Annotated in this window: 30 protein-coding genes; 4 read left to right on the top strand and 26 right to left on the bottom strand. The window is 55.2% G+C overall.

Translation table 11 applies throughout. The features are described 5' to 3' along the window. Nucleotides 1–21: 21 nt before the first annotated feature. From HP566_RS14705 to HP566_RS14650, 12 genes are all read right to left on the bottom strand, one after another. A complete protein-coding gene (locus HP566_RS14705) occupies nt 22–1,395 on the bottom strand; it encodes a TIGR03752 family integrating conjugative element protein (protein ID WP_249978029.1) in 1,374 nt (457 codons plus the stop codon). Beyond that, the gene (locus tag HP566_RS14700; RefSeq protein ID WP_249978028.1) at nt 1,392–2,222 is read right to left on the bottom strand and encodes a TIGR03749 family integrating conjugative element protein; all 831 of its coding nucleotides are present in this window, start codon (nt 2,220–2,222) and stop codon (nt 1,392–1,394) included. Before HP566_RS14700 ends, HP566_RS14705 begins: the two co-directional genes overlap by 4 nt. Beyond that, nucleotides 2,219–2,875, bottom strand: coding sequence for a PFL_4703 family integrating conjugative element protein (locus HP566_RS14695; RefSeq protein WP_249978027.1), 657 nt, complete (start codon nt 2,873–2,875; stop codon nt 2,219–2,221). Before HP566_RS14695 ends, HP566_RS14700 begins: the two co-directional genes overlap by 4 nt. Further along, nucleotides 2,872–3,249 (bottom strand): TIGR03750 family conjugal transfer protein, encoded by a 378-nt coding sequence (locus tag HP566_RS14690; RefSeq protein ID WP_249978026.1) that lies wholly within the window; start codon nt 3,247–3,249, stop codon nt 2,872–2,874. The genes HP566_RS14695 and HP566_RS14690 overlap by 4 nt, the downstream gene beginning before the upstream one ends. A 15-nt stretch (nt 3,250–3,264) precedes the next feature. Then, the gene (locus HP566_RS14685) at nt 3,265–3,636 is read right to left on the bottom strand and encodes a TIGR03745 family integrating conjugative element membrane protein (protein ID WP_249978025.1); all 372 of its coding nucleotides are present in this window, start codon (nt 3,634–3,636) and stop codon (nt 3,265–3,267) included. A gap of 59 nt (nt 3,637–3,695) precedes the next feature. Then, the gene (locus tag HP566_RS14680) at nt 3,696–3,932 is read right to left on the bottom strand and encodes a TIGR03758 family integrating conjugative element protein (protein WP_249978024.1); all 237 of its coding nucleotides are present in this window, start codon (nt 3,930–3,932) and stop codon (nt 3,696–3,698) included. Next, nucleotides 3,932–4,303 (bottom strand): RAQPRD family integrative conjugative element protein, encoded by a 372-nt coding sequence (locus HP566_RS14675; RefSeq protein ID WP_249978023.1) that lies wholly within the window; start codon nt 4,301–4,303, stop codon nt 3,932–3,934. Before HP566_RS14675 ends, HP566_RS14680 begins: the two co-directional genes overlap by 1 nt. A 225-nt stretch (nt 4,304–4,528) precedes the next feature. After that, a complete protein-coding gene (locus tag HP566_RS14670) occupies nt 4,529–5,227 on the bottom strand; it encodes a TIGR03747 family integrating conjugative element membrane protein (protein WP_249978022.1) in 699 nt (232 codons plus the stop codon). Between the two features lie 36 nt (nt 5,228–5,263). Then, nucleotides 5,264–7,459, bottom strand: a complete 2,196-nt coding sequence (gene traD / locus HP566_RS14665; RefSeq protein ID WP_249978021.1) for a type IV conjugative transfer system coupling protein TraD — start codon at nt 7,457–7,459, stop codon at nt 5,264–5,266. After that, a complete protein-coding gene (locus tag HP566_RS14660) occupies nt 7,456–8,001 on the bottom strand; it encodes a hypothetical protein (RefSeq protein WP_249978020.1) in 546 nt (181 codons plus the stop codon). The genes traD and HP566_RS14660 overlap by 4 nt, the downstream gene beginning before the upstream one ends. Nucleotides 8,002–8,014: 13 nt before the next feature. Further along, nucleotides 8,015–8,626 (bottom strand): integrating conjugative element protein, encoded by a 612-nt coding sequence (locus HP566_RS14655; RefSeq protein WP_249978019.1) that lies wholly within the window; start codon nt 8,624–8,626, stop codon nt 8,015–8,017. Nucleotides 8,627–8,639: 13 nt separating this feature from the next. After that, nucleotides 8,640–9,338, bottom strand: coding sequence for a transglycosylase SLT domain-containing protein (locus HP566_RS14650; protein ID WP_249978018.1), 699 nt, complete (start codon nt 9,336–9,338; stop codon nt 8,640–8,642). 171 nt (nt 9,339–9,509) lie between these two features. Here HP566_RS14650 and HP566_RS14645 point away from each other — a divergent pair, with 171 nt between their 5' ends. Then, entirely contained in the window at nt 9,510–9,995 is a 486-nt protein-coding gene (locus tag HP566_RS14645; protein WP_249978017.1) for a hypothetical protein, read from the top strand. Nucleotides 9,996–10,237: 242 nt separating this feature from the next. Here HP566_RS14645 and HP566_RS14640 read toward each other — a convergent pair whose 3' ends face one another. From HP566_RS14640 to HP566_RS14585, 12 genes are all read right to left on the bottom strand, one after another. Then, complete coding sequence (locus tag HP566_RS14640; protein ID WP_249978016.1) at nt 10,238–10,972, bottom strand: TIGR03759 family integrating conjugative element protein; 735 nt, start codon at nt 10,970–10,972, stop codon at nt 10,238–10,240. A gap of 17 nt (nt 10,973–10,989) precedes the next feature. Continuing rightward, nucleotides 10,990–11,793 (bottom strand): hypothetical protein, encoded by an 804-nt coding sequence (locus HP566_RS14635; RefSeq protein ID WP_249978015.1) that lies wholly within the window; start codon nt 11,791–11,793, stop codon nt 10,990–10,992. After that, nucleotides 11,790–12,464 (bottom strand): PilL N-terminal domain-containing protein, encoded by a 675-nt coding sequence (locus HP566_RS14630; protein ID WP_249978014.1) that lies wholly within the window; start codon nt 12,462–12,464, stop codon nt 11,790–11,792. Before HP566_RS14630 ends, HP566_RS14635 begins: the two co-directional genes overlap by 4 nt. A gap of 714 nt (nt 12,465–13,178) precedes the next feature. Next, nucleotides 13,179–13,721 (bottom strand): GNAT family N-acetyltransferase, encoded by a 543-nt coding sequence (locus HP566_RS14625; protein ID WP_249978013.1) that lies wholly within the window; start codon nt 13,719–13,721, stop codon nt 13,179–13,181. Next, a complete protein-coding gene (locus HP566_RS14620; RefSeq protein ID WP_249978012.1) occupies nt 13,721–14,029 on the bottom strand; it encodes a DUF1778 domain-containing protein in 309 nt (102 codons plus the stop codon). The genes HP566_RS14625 and HP566_RS14620 overlap by 1 nt, the downstream gene beginning before the upstream one ends. A 77-nt stretch (nt 14,030–14,106) precedes the next feature. Beyond that, nucleotides 14,107–16,098, bottom strand: a complete 1,992-nt coding sequence (locus tag HP566_RS14615) for a DNA topoisomerase III (protein ID WP_249978011.1) — start codon at nt 16,096–16,098, stop codon at nt 14,107–14,109. 229 nt (nt 16,099–16,327) lie between these two features. Beyond that, nucleotides 16,328–17,242, bottom strand: a complete 915-nt coding sequence (locus HP566_RS14610; protein ID WP_249978010.1) for a hypothetical protein — start codon at nt 17,240–17,242, stop codon at nt 16,328–16,330. 15 nt (nt 17,243–17,257) lie between these two features. Then, nucleotides 17,258–17,551: a hypothetical protein gene (locus tag HP566_RS14605; protein ID WP_249978009.1), complete on the bottom strand. Its 294-nt coding sequence runs from the start codon at nt 17,549–17,551 to the stop codon at nt 17,258–17,260. A gap of 194 nt (nt 17,552–17,745) precedes the next feature. Beyond that, complete coding sequence (locus tag HP566_RS14600) at nt 17,746–18,351, bottom strand: PH domain-containing protein (RefSeq protein ID WP_249978008.1); 606 nt, start codon at nt 18,349–18,351, stop codon at nt 17,746–17,748. A gap of 14 nt (nt 18,352–18,365) precedes the next feature. Then, nucleotides 18,366–18,962 (bottom strand): hypothetical protein, encoded by a 597-nt coding sequence (locus HP566_RS14595; RefSeq protein ID WP_249978007.1) that lies wholly within the window; start codon nt 18,960–18,962, stop codon nt 18,366–18,368. After that, the gene (locus HP566_RS14590) at nt 18,943–19,428 is read right to left on the bottom strand and encodes a single-stranded DNA-binding protein (protein WP_249978006.1); all 486 of its coding nucleotides are present in this window, start codon (nt 19,426–19,428) and stop codon (nt 18,943–18,945) included. The genes HP566_RS14595 and HP566_RS14590 overlap by 20 nt, the downstream gene beginning before the upstream one ends. A gap of 93 nt (nt 19,429–19,521) precedes the next feature. Next, nucleotides 19,522–19,809: a hypothetical protein gene (locus tag HP566_RS14585; RefSeq protein ID WP_249978005.1), complete on the bottom strand. Its 288-nt coding sequence runs from the start codon at nt 19,807–19,809 to the stop codon at nt 19,522–19,524. A 115-nt stretch (nt 19,810–19,924) separates the two neighbouring features. Between HP566_RS14585 and HP566_RS14580 the strand changes: the two genes are divergently transcribed. Next, nucleotides 19,925–20,323 carry a hypothetical protein gene (locus HP566_RS14580; RefSeq protein WP_249978004.1) on the top strand — a complete coding sequence of 133 codons (399 nt, stop codon included), beginning with the start codon at nt 19,925–19,927 and terminating at the stop codon, nt 20,321–20,323. A 15-nt stretch (nt 20,324–20,338) separates the two neighbouring features. Here HP566_RS14580 and HP566_RS14575 read toward each other — a convergent pair whose 3' ends face one another. Then, nucleotides 20,339–20,629 (bottom strand): hypothetical protein, encoded by a 291-nt coding sequence (locus tag HP566_RS14575; RefSeq protein WP_249978003.1) that lies wholly within the window; start codon nt 20,627–20,629, stop codon nt 20,339–20,341. Nucleotides 20,630–20,991: 362 nt separating this feature from the next. Between HP566_RS14575 and HP566_RS14570 the strand changes: the two genes are divergently transcribed. Beyond that, entirely contained in the window at nt 20,992–21,246 is a 255-nt protein-coding gene (locus HP566_RS14570; RefSeq protein ID WP_249978002.1) for a FitA-like ribbon-helix-helix domain-containing protein, read from the top strand. Then, nucleotides 21,243–21,662, top strand: coding sequence for a type II toxin-antitoxin system VapC family toxin (locus tag HP566_RS14565; RefSeq protein ID WP_249978001.1), 420 nt, complete (start codon nt 21,243–21,245; stop codon nt 21,660–21,662). The genes HP566_RS14570 and HP566_RS14565 overlap by 4 nt, the downstream gene beginning before the upstream one ends. Before the next feature lie 46 nt (nt 21,663–21,708). On the opposite strand, the gene HP566_RS14560 is transcribed toward HP566_RS14565, so the two are convergent. Beyond that, nucleotides 21,709–22,185 carry a DUF3158 family protein gene (locus HP566_RS14560; protein ID WP_249978050.1) on the bottom strand — a complete coding sequence of 159 codons (477 nt, stop codon included), beginning with the start codon at nt 22,183–22,185 and terminating at the stop codon, nt 21,709–21,711. Nucleotides 22,186–22,432 lie beyond the last annotated feature (247 nt).

Below are 22,432 nucleotides of genomic sequence, written 5' to 3'. Positions count from 1 at the left end.
ATGCACCCTCCGTCCCTGCGTCTAGTAATCGATTTGCAGTTCACGATCAATATGAATGGCCACGTCCCGGCCAGGCGGCACAAAGACGGCTGCGAATGCCTCGCCATACAACCGGTTAACCCAGCGAGACATATCGTTGACGCCTGATGCCATGATTTGATTGACGGCCTGGTTACCGCTCATCGCAGTTGATACTGAGCCGTCAGTATTCATCGTCGAGACGATGTCACCGTCATCACTCAGTAGTGACGCCACACCGGCACCGGCAGCAGTCAGGAGAGCTTGAGTTCCCAGGTACTGCTGAGCATTGCTACTACGCTGACCACCCACACAGGGAATCCCGACCGAATCCGACAACCAGCCGATCTTGGTACGCGAGGAATCACCCGAGCCAGAGTTAACATCTTCAGGCTCAGGTAGCGTACGAACCGTGCCATCCTCGAACACAAACGTGACCGAATGAACATCACCGCGGACACAAGACAGCGTCCAGTCACCAGTGGCAGTACCGCTCATGACTGCCGACTGCACTTCCGGAATCTCGATGCCATTGGCGGTCAGGTTGTCGGGGCCAACAATGACTTTGAACGGGTAGGGGTCGGTGACGGTGCCATCAACCGGCACCCGGCCTATCAGGGCTGTCATTGCCAGCGAACCCATCAACGTGGAATTCTGAGGCACGGTATACACCGGCTCTACCGTCGACGCCGGGGGCTGGCCGGTGACCCGGCGCTCGACCGCATCAGCCGCAGTCTGAGCCGCCCCGCTCACTGCGCTGGCGGCCTCACCGAAGGAGGTCGGGAACATCACCTCCTCCTGGCGGCTGCCACGACTGGGCGCTTCCTTGACATCCATGGGCTCCACCCAGGACATACTGCCGCGTGCAGTACCACCCTCAAGGCCCAGGCCAATAGGCAGGTCAGCTTCATCAGAATCCGGCGAATCAATGCGTCGGCGTAGATCACTTAACTCACGCTGAACCGAGCTTAGAAGGCTCTGGTCCTGACGACTGCGTTGTTGATCCTGGTTTTGCTGACGCTCCCGTTCTGCGCGTAACGCCTCATCAATCAACTGATCCACATTCTGAGTACGCTCAGTAAGGCGCTCATTCTGCTGACGCAGCGCCTCACTCTCCGCTGCTGTACGTTCCAAATCAGAACGCATGGCTTGTACCTGACCGACGAGTGTCGCCACGGTGTCCTGAGGCGTATCACCCTCCACCCCCAACGCCCGCAGTTCATCCTGCGTCAGCTGAAGGGTGGGATCCTCGCCCTGAGAGGTTCCCGAACTACTGGACCCGCTACCGCTGCCACAGCTTCGTAACATCACAACCATGACGAACAGAACCATTAACGGGACAAGGATTTTCAGTAATCCATTGGACTTGAGCGTCATGCGTCATCCTCCTCTGCCATTGGGGGCAGTAGAAGCAATGCCTGCGCCAATCCTACGCCACGGGTGACGACGAACAGCGTGGTGGTATCCTCGACAGTTCCCCTCGGCCCGATGCTCGGGTGCATGAAGGACGCGCTATATAGCTCTCCCTGCAACCAACGCGGGTCGAGTTCAAACGAACGCCGGTCGTTATTGGTAATGCGTACCGCTGTGACGGTGTAGCCGTTCAAAGTCCAGGCCCCCAATGGCGTTGCCGTCACTGGCAATGCAGGGATCAATGATGAAAGCGTCTCGGGAAGGCGCATTGGAACCCGTCGAATGCCCGGTACGTCTTCCACCGCCCGCATCGGGGCATACAGCGACTGAGCAGCATAACGAGTCAGTGCCACTGGAGCGGGAGGTAGCGGAACACCAGCCCCTTCCGCCACCCCGGCCTGACCTGGTTGCTCAGATACCTGATACGCAGGAGCCTCGGCTTCGACAATGCGAATATCCTCATCGCTGGCTCCGTCTCGCGCCGATAGATCAACCAATAGGATCTCGCCGCTCTCGACATCCTGAAGCTGCACCCGCTGCGCATCGAACGGCTCATGGGCGAGGAGGTACAACACGCCACCCGAGCTCTGCACCCGTAGCGTCTCGGCGCTGGCGATCGGCCCAGGCAGCCCGACGCGCACATTGCGATCCAACACCACGACACGCTCGGTGCCGACCGGCAGCGGGATATCCATTGGCCGTCGATCCCACTCGATAATTTCCACGGCCCAGGCAGGAAGAGCCATTAAGACCCCCATCGCGAGCAGTGCTCCTCGACGGAACAAGTTCATGAATCACCTCCCGCATTGGGCATCTGCAACCGCTGGGGAGGCCTGGCGAAACAATCCAACTGCAGCCCCCATGGGTTATTCTGAGGATCGACATCGGCACGCACGACCCGCATCGGGTAGCGGATATACAGGTCACGGATAGGCGTCCCCCGGTACTGTTCGTCGATGGCCATATCGAGGGTAGTCACCCAGGCATCACGGCTGAGGATTTCAACAGATCCAGGACTTTCACCAGATTTAGGACGATAGCCACGTCCCGGGATTTCATAGATTCCCCTGACACGATTGTTCAATTCGTTGCTGTTTCGACGCTGTTCATATTCCCGGTTCAGCTCAATTTGGCATGCAGGAGTAAGAAAATGTTGGTAGGCATAAAGATTGCGGCGGTAGTCATTCTCGCCATTGGACGGCCACCGATTTATTTGCTGCCAGACATAGAGCGAGAACGCGTAAACACTGGACGGGTCTATCTCCCACCATGCCCGTGTACTACCGCTGCGAAGGTCCGGTGGGTTATGAATCGTCAGATCTTCAGGGGCTGATTTCCACCCCCACCAAAGCCCTGCACACAACAGAAGCAATACGGCGATGATGCCGCGCAGGGTCAGAATATGGGAATCCCGAGCGGACAAGGCATGGAGATAACGGCTCATGAGCGCCCCCCCCTACCCTTCGCCCGACGAGTCCGGTAGACCTCGGAACGGATAATAAGCGAACGGCCCTCACCCAGAGGGAAGCCCCGAACAGCTAGCTGCCATTGGAGGTTACGATATAGCCAGATGGTGGATCGACCGCGGCGCAGCCTCCTCATCACCGTACCGCCGAACACCAGAAACATACCGGCCATGGCAAATGCGAGCGTAGGCACCATAGCGAACATCCCCAGCGCCCAAGCACTGATCACCCCCATAGGCAATCCAGCAACAAAACCGATCAGGGCCATGATCCCCACCTCGCGCCCGGTCATGCCCCTAAACACCACAGGCGGCTCGTTCAATCGTTTGGGAATAAACGCGATGGTCGACATAGTGCCTACTCCTGATTACTGAGATAAGATCGGCGCAGCTTCGGTGGCCAGCCAAATGATCGCGACGATCAACACCACACCGACGACAACGGTTACGGTAAACTTGCCCCATGTCTCACGCTCACGTGCTTCTTTAAAGGACGCAATCGCAGAGGCACCCACTATCAGGAAAGCAACAGCACATAGGATCAGCCCTATCAACGCCCCGAAATCGTATAAATACCCCTGCAGGGTCGACATAAGGCCCCCGCCCCCTTGAGAGGGTTCTTCCAATTGGGGAAGCTGAGCCAACGCGGCGGTTGGTAAGCCCATAACACATGCCGCCACCGTCGCCAGTGACTGTCTGGCACGAGTACCACCCACGCGAGCCATTGATGAAATTTTCATTGATGCCACTCCTTCACTACGTTGAAATGCCACTCTTCGAGCAGCGCATAAAAATCTGCCTAGGGGCCAGGGGTAAAGATCCAAATGAACATGACCAACAACAGCACTACGCGCAGGCATGCCAGGGTGAAATTGTTGTCATCGACCCTCCCCTTCGCCCACCCTTTGTAGGCTGATATTGCCGCCCACATTGCCCAAAGCAGAGCAACGACCATCCCCGCTCCGGTGAGCATGAACAGCACCGTGCTGTTATCAAACCCAGCAGCAATCTCAAACGGGGAAGCATCAGTCGGCATTAGTGAAACTCCCGCAGGTAGTCTCCCGCCAACGGAATGGGTGCACGTGGTGGCAGGCGCGGAGGCGCCAGGTAGCCGTCAATGCCCTCGGCAATGCGAGCCAGGTCACGACGCAGTTGATCGGTATCCAGGTAGAAGCGGTGGATTTCCGGGTCGGTATGGGCCTGGCGGGCCTCCAGGCGCTGCACGACAACATCGATCTGATCCAGCTGCTCCTGGATCACCGCCAGGTCCCGGCGCAGGATCTCGTCACGCACCTCATCTCCCACTACGACAGCGGGCAGAAAAGCCGCTAACGAGACGGTCATCGCACAAAGCGAGGTAACGAAGCGCTGACATCGACGCGTGTGAGATGGTGTGTAATGTGACATTGGCTCGGCTCTGCAATGTGTGTCCTCCCATGTTGCGGGAACCACCGGGCAGATCACGCAGAAATATTAAGTGCGCTGATGAAGTATTTATTTTTTGGCAAGTCAATGGCTTGACTGTGGGAGTGGCACCGCTAGCCACGCCCCTCCTTGGAGGGACGTTTCTATATCCGTAAAAAGAGACGCCCCAAGGTGAGGCGTCGAAAGGCACTGTGCCAGAGGGGAAACTCAGAGATACTTTTTGAACGAACCCGTCGCAATGCTGACCAGCAAGCCAAATAGAGCCGCGCAGGGAATAAGAAAGACGTTGGGGTGGATGGCAAACGGCACACTCAGATAACAGATCCAGCCAACCACGAAGACAGGCCCAACCGCCCGCTTGGCATGATGGTAGATAAACGCCGACTCACGCCCCGCACCAAACCGGCGTAGGTCGCGGCGCACCAGACCATCAACGAATCCCACCAGAGCGGCCAGGGCAAACAGTGGCGACGTCAGTGCCAGAATCACCACGCGAGTGAGCGTCATCAGCGTCACATACACGGCGGCCTGCAGATACGCCACAAGCGAGCCAATCCAGCCATCGCTGTCTCGGTTGCTCTCCAGTAACCCTGCGATCCCTGTCTTGACGAAGGTCCACTCATAGGCGAGCCCAATGAACCAGGTCGCCGCTTCAACGGGTCTGGAGATGAGCAGCGAACGGCTGAACTCAGTATCCAACCAGCCCATCTCACGCTCCATCGTCATGCGAGCGTGCTCAGCACCCGGCTGAGACCACCACTCGAAATAGATGCCAATCCATTCGATCACAATGGAACAGAGCAACGATACCAGTAGGATGGCCAACAGTTGAAAGGGAATGCCCAGTGTCTTGGAAAACAGTCCACCACGCTTCTCGTGTGTCTTCTTTGCCGTATCGTTTGCCATTAGCCGTCACCCCTGGACACACCGACGTCCACACAGTCAATCACTCCATGCAGCGGCATCGCTGGACTCCTCCACCTCTATGCCACCACCGCCGCCCGGCGGCGAGTAGATAGCTGGCCGTCCGCCGTCTCTGAACTCTGCGGGCACCTGGAAATGCACGGGAGGTGGCATGACCTCCTCCCACCAACGCTCGCCCGTGCTGTACTGGTCTCGCATTCCCTGGGCGATGTCGTGGATATTCGAAGGAATGCGCTTACCTTTATCAGGCAATGGCAGCGGCATACGGATCTTCCACAGCTGCCCACCTTCCATGAGAGCAAATGCCTGCCCCTTGGGCAGGCTGACCACATTGGCGGGCTCAAGCATCGGCTCCGGCGCGGTGCTGATCCGATCGCCACCGGAGCTTGTGAAATCCACGCCTGAATCGACATCTGAGCTATCCCCGGCCATCGACACCAACATCCGAGTTGCCACTTTGACTCGGGGCAACTGGTCCGTGAGGATTCGTGCAGTACGCTCCTCGCGCACACGCAGCATGAAGAGGTTGTTGAAGTTACCGATGACCTGCCCGGCTTTCGCTGCACTACCGATACGCGCCTCAATATCAGAGATGGTCTGGGTGTAGGCCGTGACCTGTATTCCCGCGCCGCCCCCCTTGTTGATGAGCGGGATGAATTCATCGCCCATCAACTCATTAAATTCATCACAGTGGAGGTTGATTGCTACCTTGCCGGACTGCCCACCGTCCACCTCCGGCAGGCCGTCATCGATGCCATGCTTGTAGATATGGCCTGCCACCGACACCAGGTCGGCAAACATCGAGTTACCTACCGCCTGGGCTACCTCAAAGTCGCTCAACGCATCGAGGCCGACATAGACGATGCCGCGTTTACGGATAATCTGCTGCCAGTCGAAGATAGGACGCGGGTCGTCCAGGTCGTGATAGTCTGGCGACAGCAGTTCGGCAATCCGTCCAGAGGTCAACTTCTCAAGCAAGGGCAGCAAGGAGGCCACGATCTTGTCGAAGTAGGTCTTGTCGTAACGTACTGCCGAACGCAGCCCCTCCAGTACCACGTCACGGATCTTGACCTGCTGCAGGAACTGCTCGATGGCCACCACACGCTTGTCACGACCCTTCATGGCCATCGGGATATTCTTGTCGTTGAGCTTGGTCTCGATGTCACTGATCATCTCCCACGCATTGGGATGATGTTTCGCCAGGGTGCTCTGGGCATACTCGATCAGCACCCCATCGATATTCACCACATCAGACAGAATCTGCTCGTAGGAAGGGCGCTGTCCCAGTGCATGACGCGCCCGTGCAACGATATTGACGAATCGCCAGGCAAACTCGCGGAAGGCGGCGCTATTACCCTCTCCGGAAAGCTGCCCAGCGATACGGGTCGCCACTTCCGAGATCCGCCCGAAACGGCCTACCGCGTTGTAGCGGGCACTCATCCCAGGGTAGCCCAAGTGGAAGACATAAAATTCGTCTCCCCGACCCGCTCGCAAGGCTTCGATATACATACGAATCATCAAATCCGCATCGCCCTTCGGGTCAAAGCAGATAACAACTTCGTTAGTGGAGCGAGCGATATCCTGAGTGATCATCACCTCCGCCAGGCGGGTCTTGCCCACGCGGGTCGTACCCTCCACCAGCGTGTGGCCCACTCGCTCACCCAAGGGGAGATAGACATCGACCTCGTTCCACTCCACGGCGTGTAGCGCCGCGATGCCGCCCACTGGTGGTAGAGGCCGGAAAGGATTGAGCGCGGTATCCGCACTCAGCAGGCGAATGGCAAAGTGGAGCGATCGCACGCGCTCCATACGGTTCTCCAGCCGCCGAGCCCAACGATACAGCGCTGACGGCCCCACATAGGACTCGGCTTCCGGCTGCTGGCTGTCATGCAATCGCTGTGTGTGACGGGCTTCCCAGCGGAAGCCCTTTCCCAGCCACAGGTTCCGGGTGCTCACCGGAATCTGGTCACTGCGCAGTGCAAAGCGAGGCAAGCGACGCATATTGCGGCGATAACGCAACACGATCCAGGCCTGACGTCCGCGGTACATGCCAAAGGCCAGGAACCCCAGCCCCATTCCGATCCCCACACTGGGCGTCAGTGCCAGCGCCCAGGGGGCAAACACACACAGCAGCGCACACACCAGGCACACGATAGCGGTATTAAGCTCCACTGCCGGGCGCAGCAGCGCCTCCAGGGGATGGTGCTGTTTCACTCGGTTCCCCCCTGGACGGGCTCGGAAGGGTTTTCCCCCAGCTGCTTAAGCACCTGGTGTGCCACTTCCCTCAACACCTCTTGCGTCGCCAGGTTGGCCATGATGGCATCGTAGTGCGCTCCATCGTATCGGCAGGCTGACTCAAAGCCCTTGAACAGTCGCTCCAACTCCTCGTTTTCGCTTGGCCTGTTTCTCAGTACGAGAATCAGGCCGCAGAGCCGTTTATCACGTCCCTGGTAGACCTTGGGGATCGCATCTTTCCCAAAGCTCTCCAGTATCTCCTCAATCTCTTCCCACACGTCCCCTGGCAACACCTCCAGGGCGGCATCAATCACCATCTCATCAAGACCATGGATGGTACTGACCTGTCGGATCAGCGCATCGGCCTCCGGCGGTCGCTTCAACAGGCGAAACGAGAGCACCGCGATCATCAGCAAGCGCGTTGCAAACAGCAGCCTGTGCTCAACATCCTCGGCAGGTTGATGACAGATCGTTGGGACATCCAGGGCATCAAAAGCAGTGACCGGTAGTCGAAGGGTCATATTAGCGTCCTCATCACTGCTCAAGACGTGTTGGGGTAATCAACACGGGGTAGTGCACAAGACCGATGCGTCCAGCCAGGTCATCACCGGATACCGGTCGAAGCTCAAGTCCTGGCGCAGCATCCCGCAGCCTCTGCATACCCTGTGCATCCTGGACATTCACGACCAGACCCACGGCATATATGGAACGCAAGCTGTCGCCACGCTGCTCCAGCCATGAGATCGAAAGATCATCATCCCCCACCAGGAAAAAGGGGGTTGTTCCCGGGGGCAGCTCCAGCGCTCGCGTCTCAACAGTTCCCGGCGTCAACGCCTCACTCTCCACCGGCAGGATATCCATCCCACTGATGGTCTGAGACGTGTCAGCTACATACCCTTCAGACTCAGCCACTCCCGCCATACCGATGGCGACATAGTACGGACGGGCAGGCTCCCCTCCATGGTCCGCCACTACCGTCAATGCCGGCATCATCTCTGCCGCCACATCATCCGCTTCAGGCACGCCGGTTGTTATAGGGGAGGTTTGAGCCATCACCGGCATACCAATCGCCGCCACGCCCAACGCTCCTATGAGCGCCTTTGCCCATGGCATCAAACGTCGAGTTGATCTCGTCACTCGTTTCATAAAACGTCCTTGGTTATTGCACCACCACCGATACCAGCCAGTCCCACCGCACCTCCGGGTCAATCCATGACACGGGTTCAACCTCAGAAGGCACTACCCAATGAAGAGAATGATCGATAGCAATCGGCTGATAATGCTCTGATATATTTGCAGAATAGATAGAAGGGGGTTGAGGCACTGACTGAGTTGTGGCCGGGAGTTCAATATCCGAAGCAGAAGCAAATCGGACGGCAGCGTCATGACTCGCTGGACGTGGGCCGCTCCCTGCCTCCAGCCTGGCCAGTTGGGCGGCAATACCACGCCGATATCGCGCAGCGGCTTCCCCCCCTGCGGGGCGATGATAGCGACCAGCGGCCATCAGCCAATCACCGCTCTCCTCGTAATGCTGACGCAACAGCCCTGCCGCCTCCTCAAGATTGGCATACGGATCCAGGGCATCGCAGGGATCGACGAAACGGTTCCCAGCACCAAACAGCTGTGGTTGCCAGCGAACATTGAGTTGGGCGATGCCGACGTCGACGACCCGTGTCCGACCCAGAGCCTCATATAGGGCCTCGCACGCCGAGTTACGATCAGCGAAGTGATATCCCGTCCCTGCAACGTTCAATGTCCAAGGCCACGGTCGGATCGCATGAGCCAACTGGACCTGGGACTCATTAAGTGCCAAGGCATACAAGATGTCGGGTGGCACACTGTGCGTCTCTGCGGCCACGGCATACGCCTCAGGTATATCCGGACGATAGGCTGCATGAGCGTCCCCCCACCACCACATGCAAAAAAACAAGTACGCTGTCGCAAAAAAACGACGCCTATTCAGCCACCTGCAGAATAACAGGCTGGGTATACTGATTGCCCTACGCAGAACATCACAACCTGAGCGCCTATGCCAATGGATATGCTTCGAGACAAACAACTGGAAATATTGAATAAATTGGCTAATGAATACCCATTTAGCGTCAATCCTCATGATCTGGCAGAAGAGAATGAATTTTGGCTTCTTTACTACCTCAAGGAGCATGGCTTGATTAAAGTGAACACACATCGGCCCTTCCCATATATGCCCGTGATTCGATATGGGGAGGTACGAATCACGGCTCAAGGTATGGACTTCCTTAGCGACGATGGCGGACTCAGTGCAATCCTGGGAGTGGTAACCGTCAAATTTCATGAGGAAACCCTCCGTTCGCTTCTTCTGACCCGGACGGAAGCGTCGAACGCTTTACCCCAGGACGTGAAGAAGAAGATGCTTGAAGCGATTGCAGAACTTCCCGCGAACGGTATAAAACAGCTTTCAACGGAATTATTGGGCCGGGGCATTGAGCATCTGCCGGCAGCAATCTCGTCAGTGCGTGCAGCATGGGGGCTGTAAGCTTTCCCTCTTCATGACATATGAACTGATATTCGGCATACCCAATGAGCTCTTTGGATGGGCATCCATACAGCGCGACATAGAAGCTATCGAACCGCTGGTCCAGATAAAGAAAATGCTCGGTCGACGACTCTGACCGCCTTGCCCCAACGTATACCGAGGTGATATTCGATAAGGAATGACTCATCATCCCCCCCCTGAAAAAAAAGGAAAAGCATTTGCACGCGTCCATGGCCACCTCGCTACTGGGCAAAGACCTGGGGCACATTATCCGCTGTCACACCCAGAGAAGGCTGTGCCTGCCCATGGTTTAGCGTGATCTCACGGGACTGCACACGGCTCACCGGAATAGAGCGATCACGTGCCCATGTCCGAATCACGTTGTCATCGCCATCGGAATCGACGACGAATACGTCCATGGGTGTCCCGCTGGCCAACAGCTGGTCAATCGTCTCATCGCACCGAGTACACCCACCGGCGGCCACGTGAACACTCAGGCGAGACGATGAACTCGTCGGTATCGAACCAAAGAAAGCGATACTCTCTCCGGCCCCCTCGTTAACCAGGAACGGTGTGATTGGCAAATCATTGGGATACAGTCGCGCCCACGCCTCGTCGTAGGCACGCTGGAACGCCAGCTCACGCTCTACCCGTTCCTTCTCGATCTGCACCAACAACTCCGCATAACGGCGACGATCCTGCTCTGTCTCGGCCTCAATCCCGAGTGCTGTCACCGGATCCAAACCTGGGGACCAGATACCTCGTGATCCCTGCATCAACTGCTCGTAACGATCCAGCTCCTGTTCTTCAAGCCCCCATTCCTGGGCCTCAGCACGTAGCGAGTCATTCACCCCGCTCTCATGTACCGTGAGATCCTGTATCGAGGAGGTCTGAGCCAATACCGACCCCGTGGTCACCATGGAGGCCAGGGCCAACCCGACGGTCAATGACACTCGCTTGAATTCAGTCTCTATCACATCGACTCTCCATCGGTTTACGGCAGCGGTACTGTCACGCTACGACCACGGTAGTAAAACTCAGCACTGGAACTGCCAATGCTGACGAGTTGCCACTCCCCCTCAGACTCCCGCTCCCCCAGCAATCGAACTTCACCGAGAGCGCTGACAGGACCAGTAGCGATACTTAGGAAACTCCTTCCTCCCCGATACTCCACGCCGGAGATACTGAAAGGCGGTCGTGACGGTGCTGGGGCAGCCGATTGAGCTGTTGATGCTTGACGGGTAGCAGCCCTGTCAGCTTCTGCCTGGGCTTCATCCCTCGCCTGTCGTGCCAGCAGAGTCTGCTGCTCAGCCACTTCAACGGCAGCGTGAGCCTCCGCCAATTCGCTATCCAATTGCTCAGAGAATGCTGCCAGGCGTATCTCAATCTGAGAGGTGAGCTGATCGACTCGCTGCTCCAGGTCCTCCAGGCGTTCCGCCACTCCGCTCAAACCTTCCAGGCTCTCGCGCAAGCCTGCGTCACCAACATCCAGACGCTCGAGACGTTCTTCATAACCCTCAACATGCGCCACGCGCTCCTCAAGGAGCAGAATGTCTGATCGCGTTCCTGCCAGTCCCATATTCAGGTTATTGAGGAATTCATCATCACCGCCTCCAGTCCTTCCGAATAGGGCAACGAGAATGAGCGCCCCCCCCATAAGGACAACGCATCCCAGTCCGGCTTTCACTGACAGAGGCATCGAGAAGGGCTTGCCACTACGCTTGGAGACCGTTTCCTGGTGGTCAGCAGGCTCTGCTTTGATCGGTGCCTCAGATGCCACCTCATCAGGGCCACTCATTGCTCATCTCCTCTGCCCGCCTCTACCTCACCAGAAGAGGGATAAACCAGATCCCAGGATTCGACGGTACGAACGTCACGTTGCTGGTAGCAGACGCTACGCCGCACTGGATCCACTTCCAGTTCCCACGCCTCACCAGCCAATACCTGCAGCGCCTCACGCAACGGCATAGGCCCTAGTGCATAATGGGTTGCTGGTAATGGACTGTTAAACAACAATCGTTGGTCATTCTCTTGACCTGAACAGAGTGAAAAGCCGGTATTCTGCAGCGTGTAACGCATCCCATCCCCAACGGTGGACGCAATACTGGGAGGGATGCGGACATGAATCGTTTGTTCCAGCAAGTGACGCTGGCCCAATGGCGCACGCGTGGTTACCAACTGGTAACGCCCAGTTCGCAACACTTCAACGGGAATCAGATCCTGGTTATAGACATCAGGGTCGACAATGCCGGTACGCGGCGGGTTTGGCCCCGTGATGACACGGTACTCATTGCGTACCAACTCCGGCTCAGGCGTAATCTCCAGCGGAGTTGCCGCATCGTACGTCTTGGTCTCGGCGGTGGATTGTGTTTGCTGATGGGCACAACCAGCCAGCAACGCAACCGCCACACCAGCGGTTAAAATGCGAAAAGAATGCGGGATGGAAAATGGTGAGAGGGGATGCATCATGTTGGCCTCGTGATGACACAGAACAGAATCTGTCACACGGTGCCGCTAGCGGAGAAAGGGGTCGAGAAGGAATGTTAAAAGGAAGAAAAGGAGTTTATTGACTGCCACTGCCGGGGCGCTCTCACAGAGCCCCCCGGACGGGATTATGATAATCACGAAGCATCCAGGAACGATTAACTACCTGCCGGTGGGTAGTTCAGTAAAGCGTGCCACAATGCGTGCTATTCCATACATGTCCCTCATCGCCATGCTGAAACAACGTACACCCGATCCAATGGTGGCGTCACGATCGACAAATCGCCGAGTTCGGCGACGATGCGCGGCTTCTCCCCGCACAAAAGGAACCCGTTGGTTAAGCGGCGGGCACCGCCAGTGTGAAGCCAAGACAGACCGGCCAGCAAGCTATCCCCACCCCAGGAGATAGTTTGCTGGCCAGACTGAAAATTAGCGAAGAGTGGTCAACACACCAGGTTGACCTATGACAAATGAACCACAAATCCCCTCAACAGTGCAAAGTGGTGGCCAAAGATCTGGCAGCGGGGACGCCTCCTTGCATGCGGTTTGGGAGACTTCGGGACCATGAGTGACAGAGCACTCAAAGGGCGTTACTGATGACCGACAGTAACCAACGGGGTTCGCCACTATTATGGCACCTCAGTCACACCGGTCAACATTTCCACAACCCGTTTCCTATTTGTTATCCAAATTGGCTGTCTATGGCTCCTGTAATAGAGCAATGGTACCCATTGGGATGAACATCCTTAATGGGTTCGAGGGAAGTGATTGAAAGCCAAACCCCTCGTACAGTTGCTGCCGTCGTGCCATAGCCTCTGAATTACCGCATTCCAAAATATCAAGCAGCACCACGGCTGTTCCTACTCGCATAGATGATAGATAAGCCCCTTTGAGCGCATCAGCAAGTAACAAACTCCCCAATCCTTGGCCTTGAGAACTCTTCGTAACTCCCATCATGCCAATGAACGCAGCAGGGATATTACCGCCTGGCAGAGCATACCGTCGGTAGCGATTGGAAAGACTCCCATAGTCAATGCTGTGAGCATTAATTGAATAGAACCCCAGAATTTCATTAGGGTCATGCTGGAGGTTCGCTATGACGAATACTCGCGAAGTCCCTCCTTTCATTAGCTTATTAGCTGTCTTATGTAGGAAGTTATCAACTTGCTCGACCCCAGACGAAAAAGCCGCTCGATCATGTCTATCCATGTCGAGCGGCTCAATGACAATATTGGCTTCCATCAAGGCTTCACCACCGTCTCCTGGTGGCGAGAAAAAGCCGCACGTAGTTTGTTGGTCGGAGCAGGAGGATTCTCCATAGCATCAAAAAAAGCCAGGTGATCCTCGCGTGTAAGCCGAGTCACTTCATGTGACTGTATGGTGGTCATGGCGCGCTCGTACGCTGCTGAGAGCGCAAATGCCGACATATCTTCGCCACGTAATGCCGCAGCTCGCTCTATGGCCTGCTTAATACGCGGTGTCGTGCGGAAACCAAAACGCTCAGTATTACGTTCCCGCGCTATGTCATCAGGACTCAGTAGAGTCAACATGTTAGCCTCCTATTAAATTTCTCTTCTTTCAAAATCAAATTGTACGCCAGACAGACGTACAATACAAAGTATGATAATTAGCTCCCCTTATTACGTTTTCTATTTTTTCCAATATCTATAGTCCCCTTACACTCGGGATGGCGGCTACATCCCCAAAAGGGTCCATTACCACCCTTACGCTTGCGCATTGGAGAACCACACAACGGGCACTTCTTGGATGGCTGTTGCGGTAGCACCATCGTCACGCCTGACGCATGCTGTACCAGCTTTCCGATCAGTGCTTCCTGACGCTCCATGAACGTCTGAAGTCTCAAGCGCCCCGTTGCCACTTCGTCCAGCGACTGCTCCCACAGTGCCGTCATCCCAGGGGCGGTCAGCAGCTCCGGCAAGGCACCGATCAACTGCTGTCCTGTCAGCGTCGACACCAGAGCACGCTTCTGCTTCTTCAGGAAACCACGTCTCAGCAGCGTCTCGATAATCCCGGCCCGAGTGGCCTCGGTACCGATACCTGCCGACTCCCTGAGCCGGGCTTTCAGCGTTTCGTTGGTTTCGAAGCGGGCAATATTCTTCATCCCTGCAATCAACGTACCTTCGGTGAAGGGCTTGGGGGGCGTCGTCTGCCTGGTCAACACATCAATGGAGCGCACCGGGCATACCTCCGCCTGAGACAGTGGTGGTAACACTTGGTTATCCTGACCTTTCTGGTTCTCCTCGTCGTCATCATCTTTGGCCGCACGGGGGAACAACGCCTTCCAACCCTCGACCTTCACCTGCCGACCGCTGGCCACAAAGTCCTCGCCCTCAAGCTTTACGACTACATCTGTCTGATCATACTCATGCTGAGGCAGAAACTGGGCAAGGTAGTGGCGCCGGATCAGGTCGTAGAGATTGCGCTCCGGCTCGCTCATGCGCGAGATGTCACATTGGGAGGTCGTGGGAATGATCCCGTGGTGAGCCGTGATTTTGCTATCGTTCCAAACGCGGCTCTTGCGCGTCAGAACCAGTTGCTCACGAAGCGGAGATAGTGTCGGATCCGATTGCAGAAGCGCCGTCACGACCACCTCAGTTTCGTCCAGCATCGACTCAGGCAGGTAACGGCAGTCCGTCCTGGGGTAGGTGGTGGCCTTATGGCTCTCATACAGGGCTTGGGCAATGTCCAGCACCTGCTGTGCCCCATACCCGTAGCGCCGGGAACCCTCCTGCTGCAGTGTCGCCAAGTCCATCACCAACGGCGGCGCTTCCTTCTTGCGTACCGTCTCCAGTTGCGTGATGCGGCCCTGGCCGCCAGAGGCACGCTGCCGCAGCGTGTGCGCGGCTGCCTGGTTGATGCAGCGCCCTGCTTCATCAAGCAGAGATTCATCCCGAGGCTTCCACCGGGCGGAGAACACGCCACCGGCTGCCTGAAATTGGGCCAGAACCACCCAGAATGGTTTTGGCACGAAATTAGCGATTTCCATGTCGCGATCCACGACCAACCGTAATGTCGGTGTCTGTACCCGGCCCACTGACAGCACCCCATCATACCCCTGCTGTTTCGCAATCAGGGTATAGGCCCTGGTCATGTTCATCCCCACCAGCCAATCAGCACGGCTGCGCCCGAGACCGGCCAGATAGAGGGGATAGGTCGAGGCACCAGGACGAATGTCAGCCAGGGCTTTGCGGATCGACGTATCATCCAGCGCCGAGATCCACAACCGTGTCACACCACCCTGGAAGCCACAGTAATCCAGAATTTCACGGGCAATGGTCTCTCCCTCGCGATCCGCATCGGTGGCCACCACTACCTCTGCGGCCTCTTTAAGCAACTTACGAATCACCCCAAACTGCTTACGCCCCTCTTTTTTGACTTCCATCTTCCACTCAGCGGGCACGATAGGCAGTGTCTCTAACGCCCAACGCTTGTAAGCAGGATCATAAGCATCTGGCTGCGCCTGTTCGAGCAAATGCCCGAAGCCCCAGGTGACGATAGTGCCCTTGCCACGCAAACAGCCTTCACCTTTCTGGTTTGCCCCCAGGACACCGGCAATATCTCTCGCTTGAGAGGGTTTTTCACAGAGAAATAGCTTCACGACTGTCTCCCATATCGTTATGGGAAACAGGTTCCATCGTTCGGTGGTGGTGAGGAAGGGTAAACCGTAACGGTCGATTAAAGGATTATCCTGCCTTTCGGGATACCATCGGTGAGCCAGAGTGGCTGTGCCACACACCATAAGAAGTGCTCACCAATCAGGCACTCTCTTACTGAGTTAGGGGTTAGGGAATGCCTGGGCATGTGCTTTTCCTCGACCTGTTGGGATTTTACGCCAGCCAGTGGCCGAGGATTTCGCTCGCTATCTCGACCAGCCTCATATCTCGGTTTTTCTTGGCATGTTCCGGCGAAAGGTTTAACAGCCGTTCAAAAAAACCGTACTCAAAAACGATGTCTTCTTCATAGAATGACTCGACATCAATTTCCCGATCCCAACGCACTGAGACCGACATTTTCATCGTTTCGTATACCTGCCCTTCCTCGGACTTGACTGTGTCATGACCCACGAAGCATACAGCGATATCAAAATGGCGGCGCTTCCTAGCATCCGGCCTGGCCAGTAGCCGATGGTTATCATCAAAAGTCGCATTCGGGACATGGGCCAAGATCGCAGAACGCATTGCCTCATTCTTGATCACCTGCCCATAAAGTCCAGTTGAGTCCGACATGTAGGCAAAGATCCATGGAACATTGCGCAGTGTTGCCCCCATGTACAAATGCCCACGCTCTCCGTCATAGGATCGCAGCATGTGGCGTAATGCCCGCTGAGAAAACTTAATCCCGGTTTGTCGCCGCAGGATATACTCAACTCGATCAAACTGATCAACCAGAAGTTCAAGAACCTTGCGTGGCACACCTTCAAAACGCTGCTTGCGGTCTAACTTATTGTGCTTACGAGGTTTGAAGTACGGGCACCCCTCTCTAGCCTCATCATCAATGTTGGCAAGGCCAGGTACAGCATGGGTAGTATGTTTGCCAAAGGGATGCTTCACGCCCGGAGGTAACCGGTACAACCCGATCAACTGGATGGGGCTATCGCAAGCGGGGCACACGGCAAACTGGGACTTTTCGCCACTGGCTCGCTCACGATACCACGGCGACTTCGACTGCGTTTCACGCTCAAAACGTGATCTTTCGATCAACTTGGCCGTCTGGTGTGCTGGCCTCAATTTATAGACATCCAAACGCCTATCCTCTACTCACGTCTGATTTTCTTCATCTTCTCCTTCATAAGAGGTTTTCTCAAGCTCATGCAAGCTGAGGTGATAGCGGCTTGCCACCTGCCACCACCAAGCGGACTCCAGCGGAGGAACAGCACCATTTTCCTCGGCAAACCTCAAGCATTGCAACAGTGTGCTCAGGCTCATGGAGAAGTCATGGTGCTTATCGCGCAAGGCGAAGACCACATCACTCCCGCAACAATCGCTGTTGACCTGGTCGCCGCCAGGCTGGCTCTGTACAGCACGGTTATTGAGAATCTCATCGTGGTTCATGGTGACTCCGGTCACGAATAGGGTGTCGCCAGATGCTCCTTTGGGGCAGCCAAGCCACGCACCATGAAATGTTAAACGCAGTGTCAGGTATTTATGGTCGCTTCAGCTCGCCACATCATCCCATCCCGATCTTCTCGGCCACTGCCAAAGCGTCACCGAAACGGAATAGCATCTGCTTTCTCACCCCAGGCCAATCACCCAATCCCCTGCGTCCCCTCATACTCGCGATATCCTAGCCGTACTCTCTCGCGGGCATTCAGTTCATGGATCCAATCCTTGAGCTCATACACAGACTTCTGTGCCAGCAGATCAAAAGTAGGATGGGAGCGATCCACGCTCTCCACACGCAATGTCCCCAACCCCAGTAATCGCTGTCCCAGTGAACGGTAAGCCGTCAGGTCACGAATCCTCACCAATTCAATCTGATCCCGCTGACGATTCAAAATCCCACGGGTATAGCGAAGTCGTTGGGTGGTGAACTCATATTCGCTCGTCTTCAATTCCACTAGACGGTAAAGCGGCTGTACCAGGCAGAAACCCCAGACGATTCCCAGCAACCACAAAAACCACGTATCGTTTGGGAACCGATTACCGATCATCTCAGCCATAAGGCTCGCAACCCACGCCACCTCACCGTAGAACTGGAGCAGAATCCAGGTGATGACCACGGCCACCACCAGGTAAAAAGCTGCTATAGGGATCACAGCACGAGCTGACGGCTTGAGTACCCGCAGTGTCGATTCTTCAGCTGCCCACTTAACGTTAGTGTGGGGTCCTCTACGATCCTGACTATGTCCCATAGACAAACCTCTGTTTACCGCAATACCGCATCGAATCGCTGCTCAAGTGCATCCTGCATCTCATCGGCGTTATAAGTGAGTGTGCCACTTGGTGAAAACTCAACATTGATGCGCGATCCACTGCCATCTCGCTCAATCTGAGCCCTGAGCACGATGCTGTGTTCGACACCATTGATTACCTGACGCTCATAGTCACTCAATCGATAGAACGATCCTGGATTGGCTTCGTGGTGATACGCACCATCCCTCTGCTGAAACCCATCACTCATACTGTCACTGAAATCCACAGGGGCACGAAAGCGAAATCCAGAACGGAGCCGCGCATAGGCAGTATCAATATCCACTCCCGACGCAATACGGAAACTGCCACGCCCATCGCCGGTAACACTCGTGGTCACCTGCTGGGCTTCACCAACCGTTATATCCTGTTCATCGAAGATCGGGATTTCATCTGGATTGTAGTTGACCGGCTCTCCGGTGATCGGATTATTAATGCATGTCAAACAACGACCTTGCGAGTAAACATGGTCTGTCGTTGTGCACCCAGCCAGGGTAGCGACGACCACCCCTGTCCCTACCACGGCCAACAGTTTAGAACGGGAGTCCATCATCACCTCCATCCTGCATGCCTGCTTGTTGAGGGGCTTGCTGCTGTACTGGTGGCTGGTAAGCCTGCTGAGGGTGAGGCGGTGTCTGTACTTGCTCCTGACCCTGACCACCCTCCATCACCACTTGGCTCACCCGAAATGGCAGAATACCGACACGATCACCCATCACCTTCATTGCCGTTTGCGTTTCCCCATCCTTCTCCCATGTTTCCTGGACCATCCGTTCAAACACTATGACACGCTGCCCACGCTGGTACAGCGACGCCCACTGCTCAACTTGACGGCCCCATAACTCTACGTTGGCCCAAAAGCCACCACGGTCGACCATGCCGTCATCGCCAGGCACCAGGTTGTCGAAACGAACATTGAGGCGCAAGACCCCACGCGGAGCCTGATTACCGTTGCCGGGGAACATCCGGCAGGTAGGATCAGAACCAATATTCCCTTCACCAAAGAAACGTGTGCTCATGATTGGCAGCTCCATGCGGTGTATGTACTGCCACTATTCCGGTGAGTCGGAAAAATGTCTGTGAGAAATATTAAGACTGATGCTAAGGGGTTTTCATGGCGGCGAATTCAGCTTGCCTCCATCATCGTCAGCTATCGTTGCAAGCCCTCCAGCATCACGCACAGAATGAAACAGTTTAAGCAGACCCAGCTCCTCATCGGTAAGCACCGCACCAGACCCCAAACGTCTATCCCCGGTCAGAATGTAGTGAACATCGGCTCCAAGTTTCGCCATGACAGATAAAGCTTTAACGTTGACGGGTAAGCGCCCCGTTTCCATACGGCTCCAATGTTCTTGCCGGATACCAGAAGCCATTGCTAACGTCATCTGAGTTTTCTTCAAGCGTATGCGTTCCTGTTTAAACCTTTCGGAGATATGCACTTTCGCTACCCCACACTTGACATAAGATGACACGGAAGGCATATCTTATGCCTTTGCTTCATATGAAGGGCCGCTTATGGGAACAAAACAGGAACTTCGCCACGCTAGGAGAAAGGAGCGGCTGTTCTCTCTTGCTGCCGCCATTACCGCTACGTTAATGGCTCTCGTGCTATTCAAGGGCATGATCCTCCTCTCAGAAGGTCGTGGATATTACATTCCAGAAAGGGCTTGGTACCCAAACACTTTGCTTGGAAATTTTAATTACTATTTCGAAATGATCCCTTCAATTGGCCTCCCACTTGTACCATCGGTATCAAATATTTTCTCAGGTATCCTGATTGCTGTTCTCTTAGGGCTGTTTGCCTTCTTTGCCAGAAGGCACGCGAAGGAAAAGCACAAGATTGCTGCGATCATAAAGGGGGTCAAAGACTCAGACGCTGAGTACTATAAAAAAATGCGAGACAAAGAAAGATAAACCCTGCTCCTTCGCTCACTCAGAGTTTCTCCCCCTGGTAAAGAAGCCAGCCTTAAACAACATGAGAGTTGCTATAGTGATGCAGGCTAACGCAATCATGTTCGTCATCTTTGCCACATCGCTCATATCCTTAATATGCTCACCGAGCATTTCGTAACCTCTCAGTTCCCCCACCACACTGAGATAAGCTTTTACTGTCCAGAACCAAACCAAAGGATAAATGCTTCCAACAAGGGCAATCATGGCAATCAAGGTACGAGCCATAATAAAAACGCAGTCAAAAAACCGATGGGCCTCCTTCTTCATATGAACCTTCTCCTCGCAAATTATACTGCCACTATTCCGGTGAGTCGGAAAAATGTCTGTGAGAAATATTAAGACTGATGCTAAGGGGTTTTCATGGCGGCGAATTCAGCTTGCCTCCATCATCGTCAGCTATTGTTGCAAGCCCTCCAGCATCACGCACAGAATGAAACAGTTTAAGCAGACCCAGCTCCTCATCGGTAAGTATAAGTCTCTAAACGCCTCTCCCGCTCCACGTCGCCCAGGCTATGGGTTCCAACTTCACCGCGCGCCACCTCCTTAAAACACAGTCACGGTAACAATTGCTCATTGATTGCACTATGCTAAAATGCAATCATGGAAAGCAAAGTAGAGGAATGAAAGCAATGCCATCTATTACTGTCAGAAACGTACCAGACGAGGTACACCGCGCCTTGAGGGTGCTGGCTGCCCAGCATGGGCGCAGCGCCGAAGCGGAAATCCGCGACATACTGGCAAACGCGGTGAAACCACAGGGTCGCAAGCAATTGGGGACGCTGCTGGCGGAGATTGGCCGCTGTGCCAGGTTGTCAGATGAAGATTTTACGATCATCGAGCAGGTGCGCGACAAAACCCCTGCTAAGCCGATGACGTTTGAATGATCATTCTGGATACCAATGTCATTTCGGAGCCTTTGCGTCAGGCCCCCGAAAGTCGGGTGATTGACTGGATCGACGCGCAGGCGCTTGAAACGCTGTATCTGTCAGCGATTACCGTGGCCGAGCTGCGTTTCGGGATGGCTTCACTGCCAGCCGGTAAACGCCGGGACAGGCTGCAAGAAAGCTTGGAAAAGCAGATATTGCCGCTGTTCGCTGGGCGGGTGCTTCCGTTCGATATGTCGGCATCACAAGCCTATAGCGAGTTGATGGCGAAGGCCCGGGCGACGGGCTTGGCAATTGGCACCGCCGATGGATATATCGCAGCGATAGCCGCCGCCAACAGCATGATGGTTGCCACGCGAGACGTCAGCTCCTTTGAAGCGGCAGGCGTAGACGTAATTAACCCTTGGGAATCCTAACCGTTCCCCAGGACAATGACCCGATGCAAAGGGGGTTTTAGCTTCCTCAATACTCACGTATCAATAACTGCTCTGATTGCTCAAGCTGCTTGAGCGCGTTACGAAGATTGCGCAGTGTCTGATTCACCATCCCCGCCCTTGCATTAAACAGCAGTCGCTTCTGTTCGATATCAAACAGCCGTTGCCGCATCGGTTCTGAGAGACCACCTTCCAGCATCGTGGCTTCAAAGAGTGCATCCCCCATTTTCTTGAGCCCCTTGTCACGCCAGCGCAGGTAATGGGTGCGCCGACCTTGATCGCCGTGCCGTTTGATGGCAATGCCAATGGAGTACAACCAGGGATTGTATTGATGCTCGAAGTCGACAGCCTCCTGGTTCATGGCATCCGACTCTGCCATCAATTCATCCCTCAACCTCAGGATTCCCCCCTTACCCTTATAAAAGGGTTTTAAAAGGCCCTTTGCGTAGGGATTTGGTGGAACATCGCCATTGTTATGTAGTGGAAAATCGTCGTGCGCCTGCATCGCAATTGCCATCATGTTGGTCATCCCAGTGTGGTTCTATGCTCGGTTCAGTTGCTGCAGTTCCCCTGCCCCTACCCACCTGCTTTTATTAATTAAGTCAGCCTGTCTGCGCTTTATTCATCCTAAGTAAACTCTATGGCAGTGCCATAGCTCATCTACCTGATCGCTGTGAGCACATTCCTAAGTAAACTCTATGGCAGTGCCATAGCTCATCTACCTGATCGCTGTGAGCACATTCCTAAGTAAA

This window comes from Vreelandella olivaria, from assembly GCF_023507745.1.
GTDB classification, from domain to species: Bacteria; Pseudomonadota; Gammaproteobacteria; order Pseudomonadales; family Halomonadaceae; genus Vreelandella; species Vreelandella olivaria_A.
The sequence above is the reverse complement of the archived record's forward strand: the minus strand, read 5'-3'. Positions and strand labels throughout refer to the sequence as shown.

Bases quoted from the DNA above. Each gene is read 5' to 3' on its own strand.
- HP566_RS14670 (WP_249978022.1), bottom strand. From the start codon at position 5,227: ATGGCAAACGATACGGCAAAGAAGACACACGAGAAGCGTGGTGGACTG.
- HP566_RS14660 (WP_249978020.1), bottom strand. From the start codon at position 8,001: ATGACCCTTCGACTACCGGTCACTGCTTTTGATGCCCTGGATGTCCCA.
- HP566_RS14600 (WP_249978008.1), bottom strand. From the start codon at position 18,351: ATGGGACATAGTCAGGATCGTAGAGGACCCCACACTAACGTTAAGTGG.
- HP566_RS14675 (WP_249978023.1), bottom strand. From the start codon at position 4,303: ATGTCACATTACACACCATCTCACACGCGTCGATGTCAGCGCTTCGTT.
- HP566_RS14625 (WP_249978013.1), bottom strand. From the start codon at position 13,721: ATGGAAGCCAATATTGTCATTGAGCCGCTCGACATGGATAGACATGAT.
- HP566_RS14620 (WP_249978012.1), bottom strand. From the start codon at position 14,029: ATGTTGACTCTACTGAGTCCTGATGACATAGCGCGGGAACGTAATACT.
- HP566_RS14575 (WP_249978003.1), bottom strand. From the start codon at position 20,629: ATGAAGAAGGAGGCCCATCGGTTTTTTGACTGCGTTTTTATTATGGCT.
- HP566_RS14705 (WP_249978029.1), bottom strand. From the start codon at position 1,395: ATGACGCTCAAGTCCAATGGATTACTGAAAATCCTTGTCCCGTTAATG.
- HP566_RS14560 (WP_249978050.1), bottom strand. From the start codon at position 22,185: ATGCAGGCGCACGACGATTTTCCACTACATAACAATGGCGATGTTCCA.
- HP566_RS14645 (WP_249978017.1), top strand. From the start codon at position 9,510: ATGCCAATGGATATGCTTCGAGACAAACAACTGGAAATATTGAATAAA.
- HP566_RS14690 (WP_249978026.1), bottom strand. From the start codon at position 3,249: ATGTCGACCATCGCGTTTATTCCCAAACGATTGAACGAGCCGCCTGTG.
- HP566_RS14595 (WP_249978007.1), bottom strand. From the start codon at position 18,962: ATGATGGACTCCCGTTCTAAACTGTTGGCCGTGGTAGGGACAGGGGTG.
- HP566_RS14605 (WP_249978009.1), bottom strand. From the start codon at position 17,551: ATGAACCACGATGAGATTCTCAATAACCGTGCTGTACAGAGCCAGCCT.
- HP566_RS14570 (WP_249978002.1), top strand. From the start codon at position 20,992: ATGCCATCTATTACTGTCAGAAACGTACCAGACGAGGTACACCGCGCC.
- HP566_RS14580 (WP_249978004.1), top strand. From the start codon at position 19,925: ATGGGAACAAAACAGGAACTTCGCCACGCTAGGAGAAAGGAGCGGCTG.
- HP566_RS14685 (WP_249978025.1), bottom strand. From the start codon at position 3,636: ATGAAAATTTCATCAATGGCTCGCGTGGGTGGTACTCGTGCCAGACAG.
- HP566_RS14565 (WP_249978001.1), top strand. From the start codon at position 21,243: ATGATCATTCTGGATACCAATGTCATTTCGGAGCCTTTGCGTCAGGCC.
- HP566_RS14680 (WP_249978024.1), bottom strand. From the start codon at position 3,932: ATGCCGACTGATGCTTCCCCGTTTGAGATTGCTGCTGGGTTTGATAAC.
- HP566_RS14695 (WP_249978027.1), bottom strand. From the start codon at position 2,875: ATGAGCCGTTATCTCCATGCCTTGTCCGCTCGGGATTCCCATATTCTG.
- HP566_RS14635 (WP_249978015.1), bottom strand. From the start codon at position 11,793: ATGAGTGGCCCTGATGAGGTGGCATCTGAGGCACCGATCAAAGCAGAG.
- HP566_RS14630 (WP_249978014.1), bottom strand. From the start codon at position 12,464: ATGATGCATCCCCTCTCACCATTTTCCATCCCGCATTCTTTTCGCATT.
- HP566_RS14700 (WP_249978028.1), bottom strand. From the start codon at position 2,222: ATGAACTTGTTCCGTCGAGGAGCACTGCTCGCGATGGGGGTCTTAATG.
- HP566_RS14590 (WP_249978006.1), bottom strand. From the start codon at position 19,428: ATGAGCACACGTTTCTTTGGTGAAGGGAATATTGGTTCTGATCCTACC.
- HP566_RS14655 (WP_249978019.1), bottom strand. From the start codon at position 8,626: ATGAAACGAGTGACGAGATCAACTCGACGTTTGATGCCATGGGCAAAG.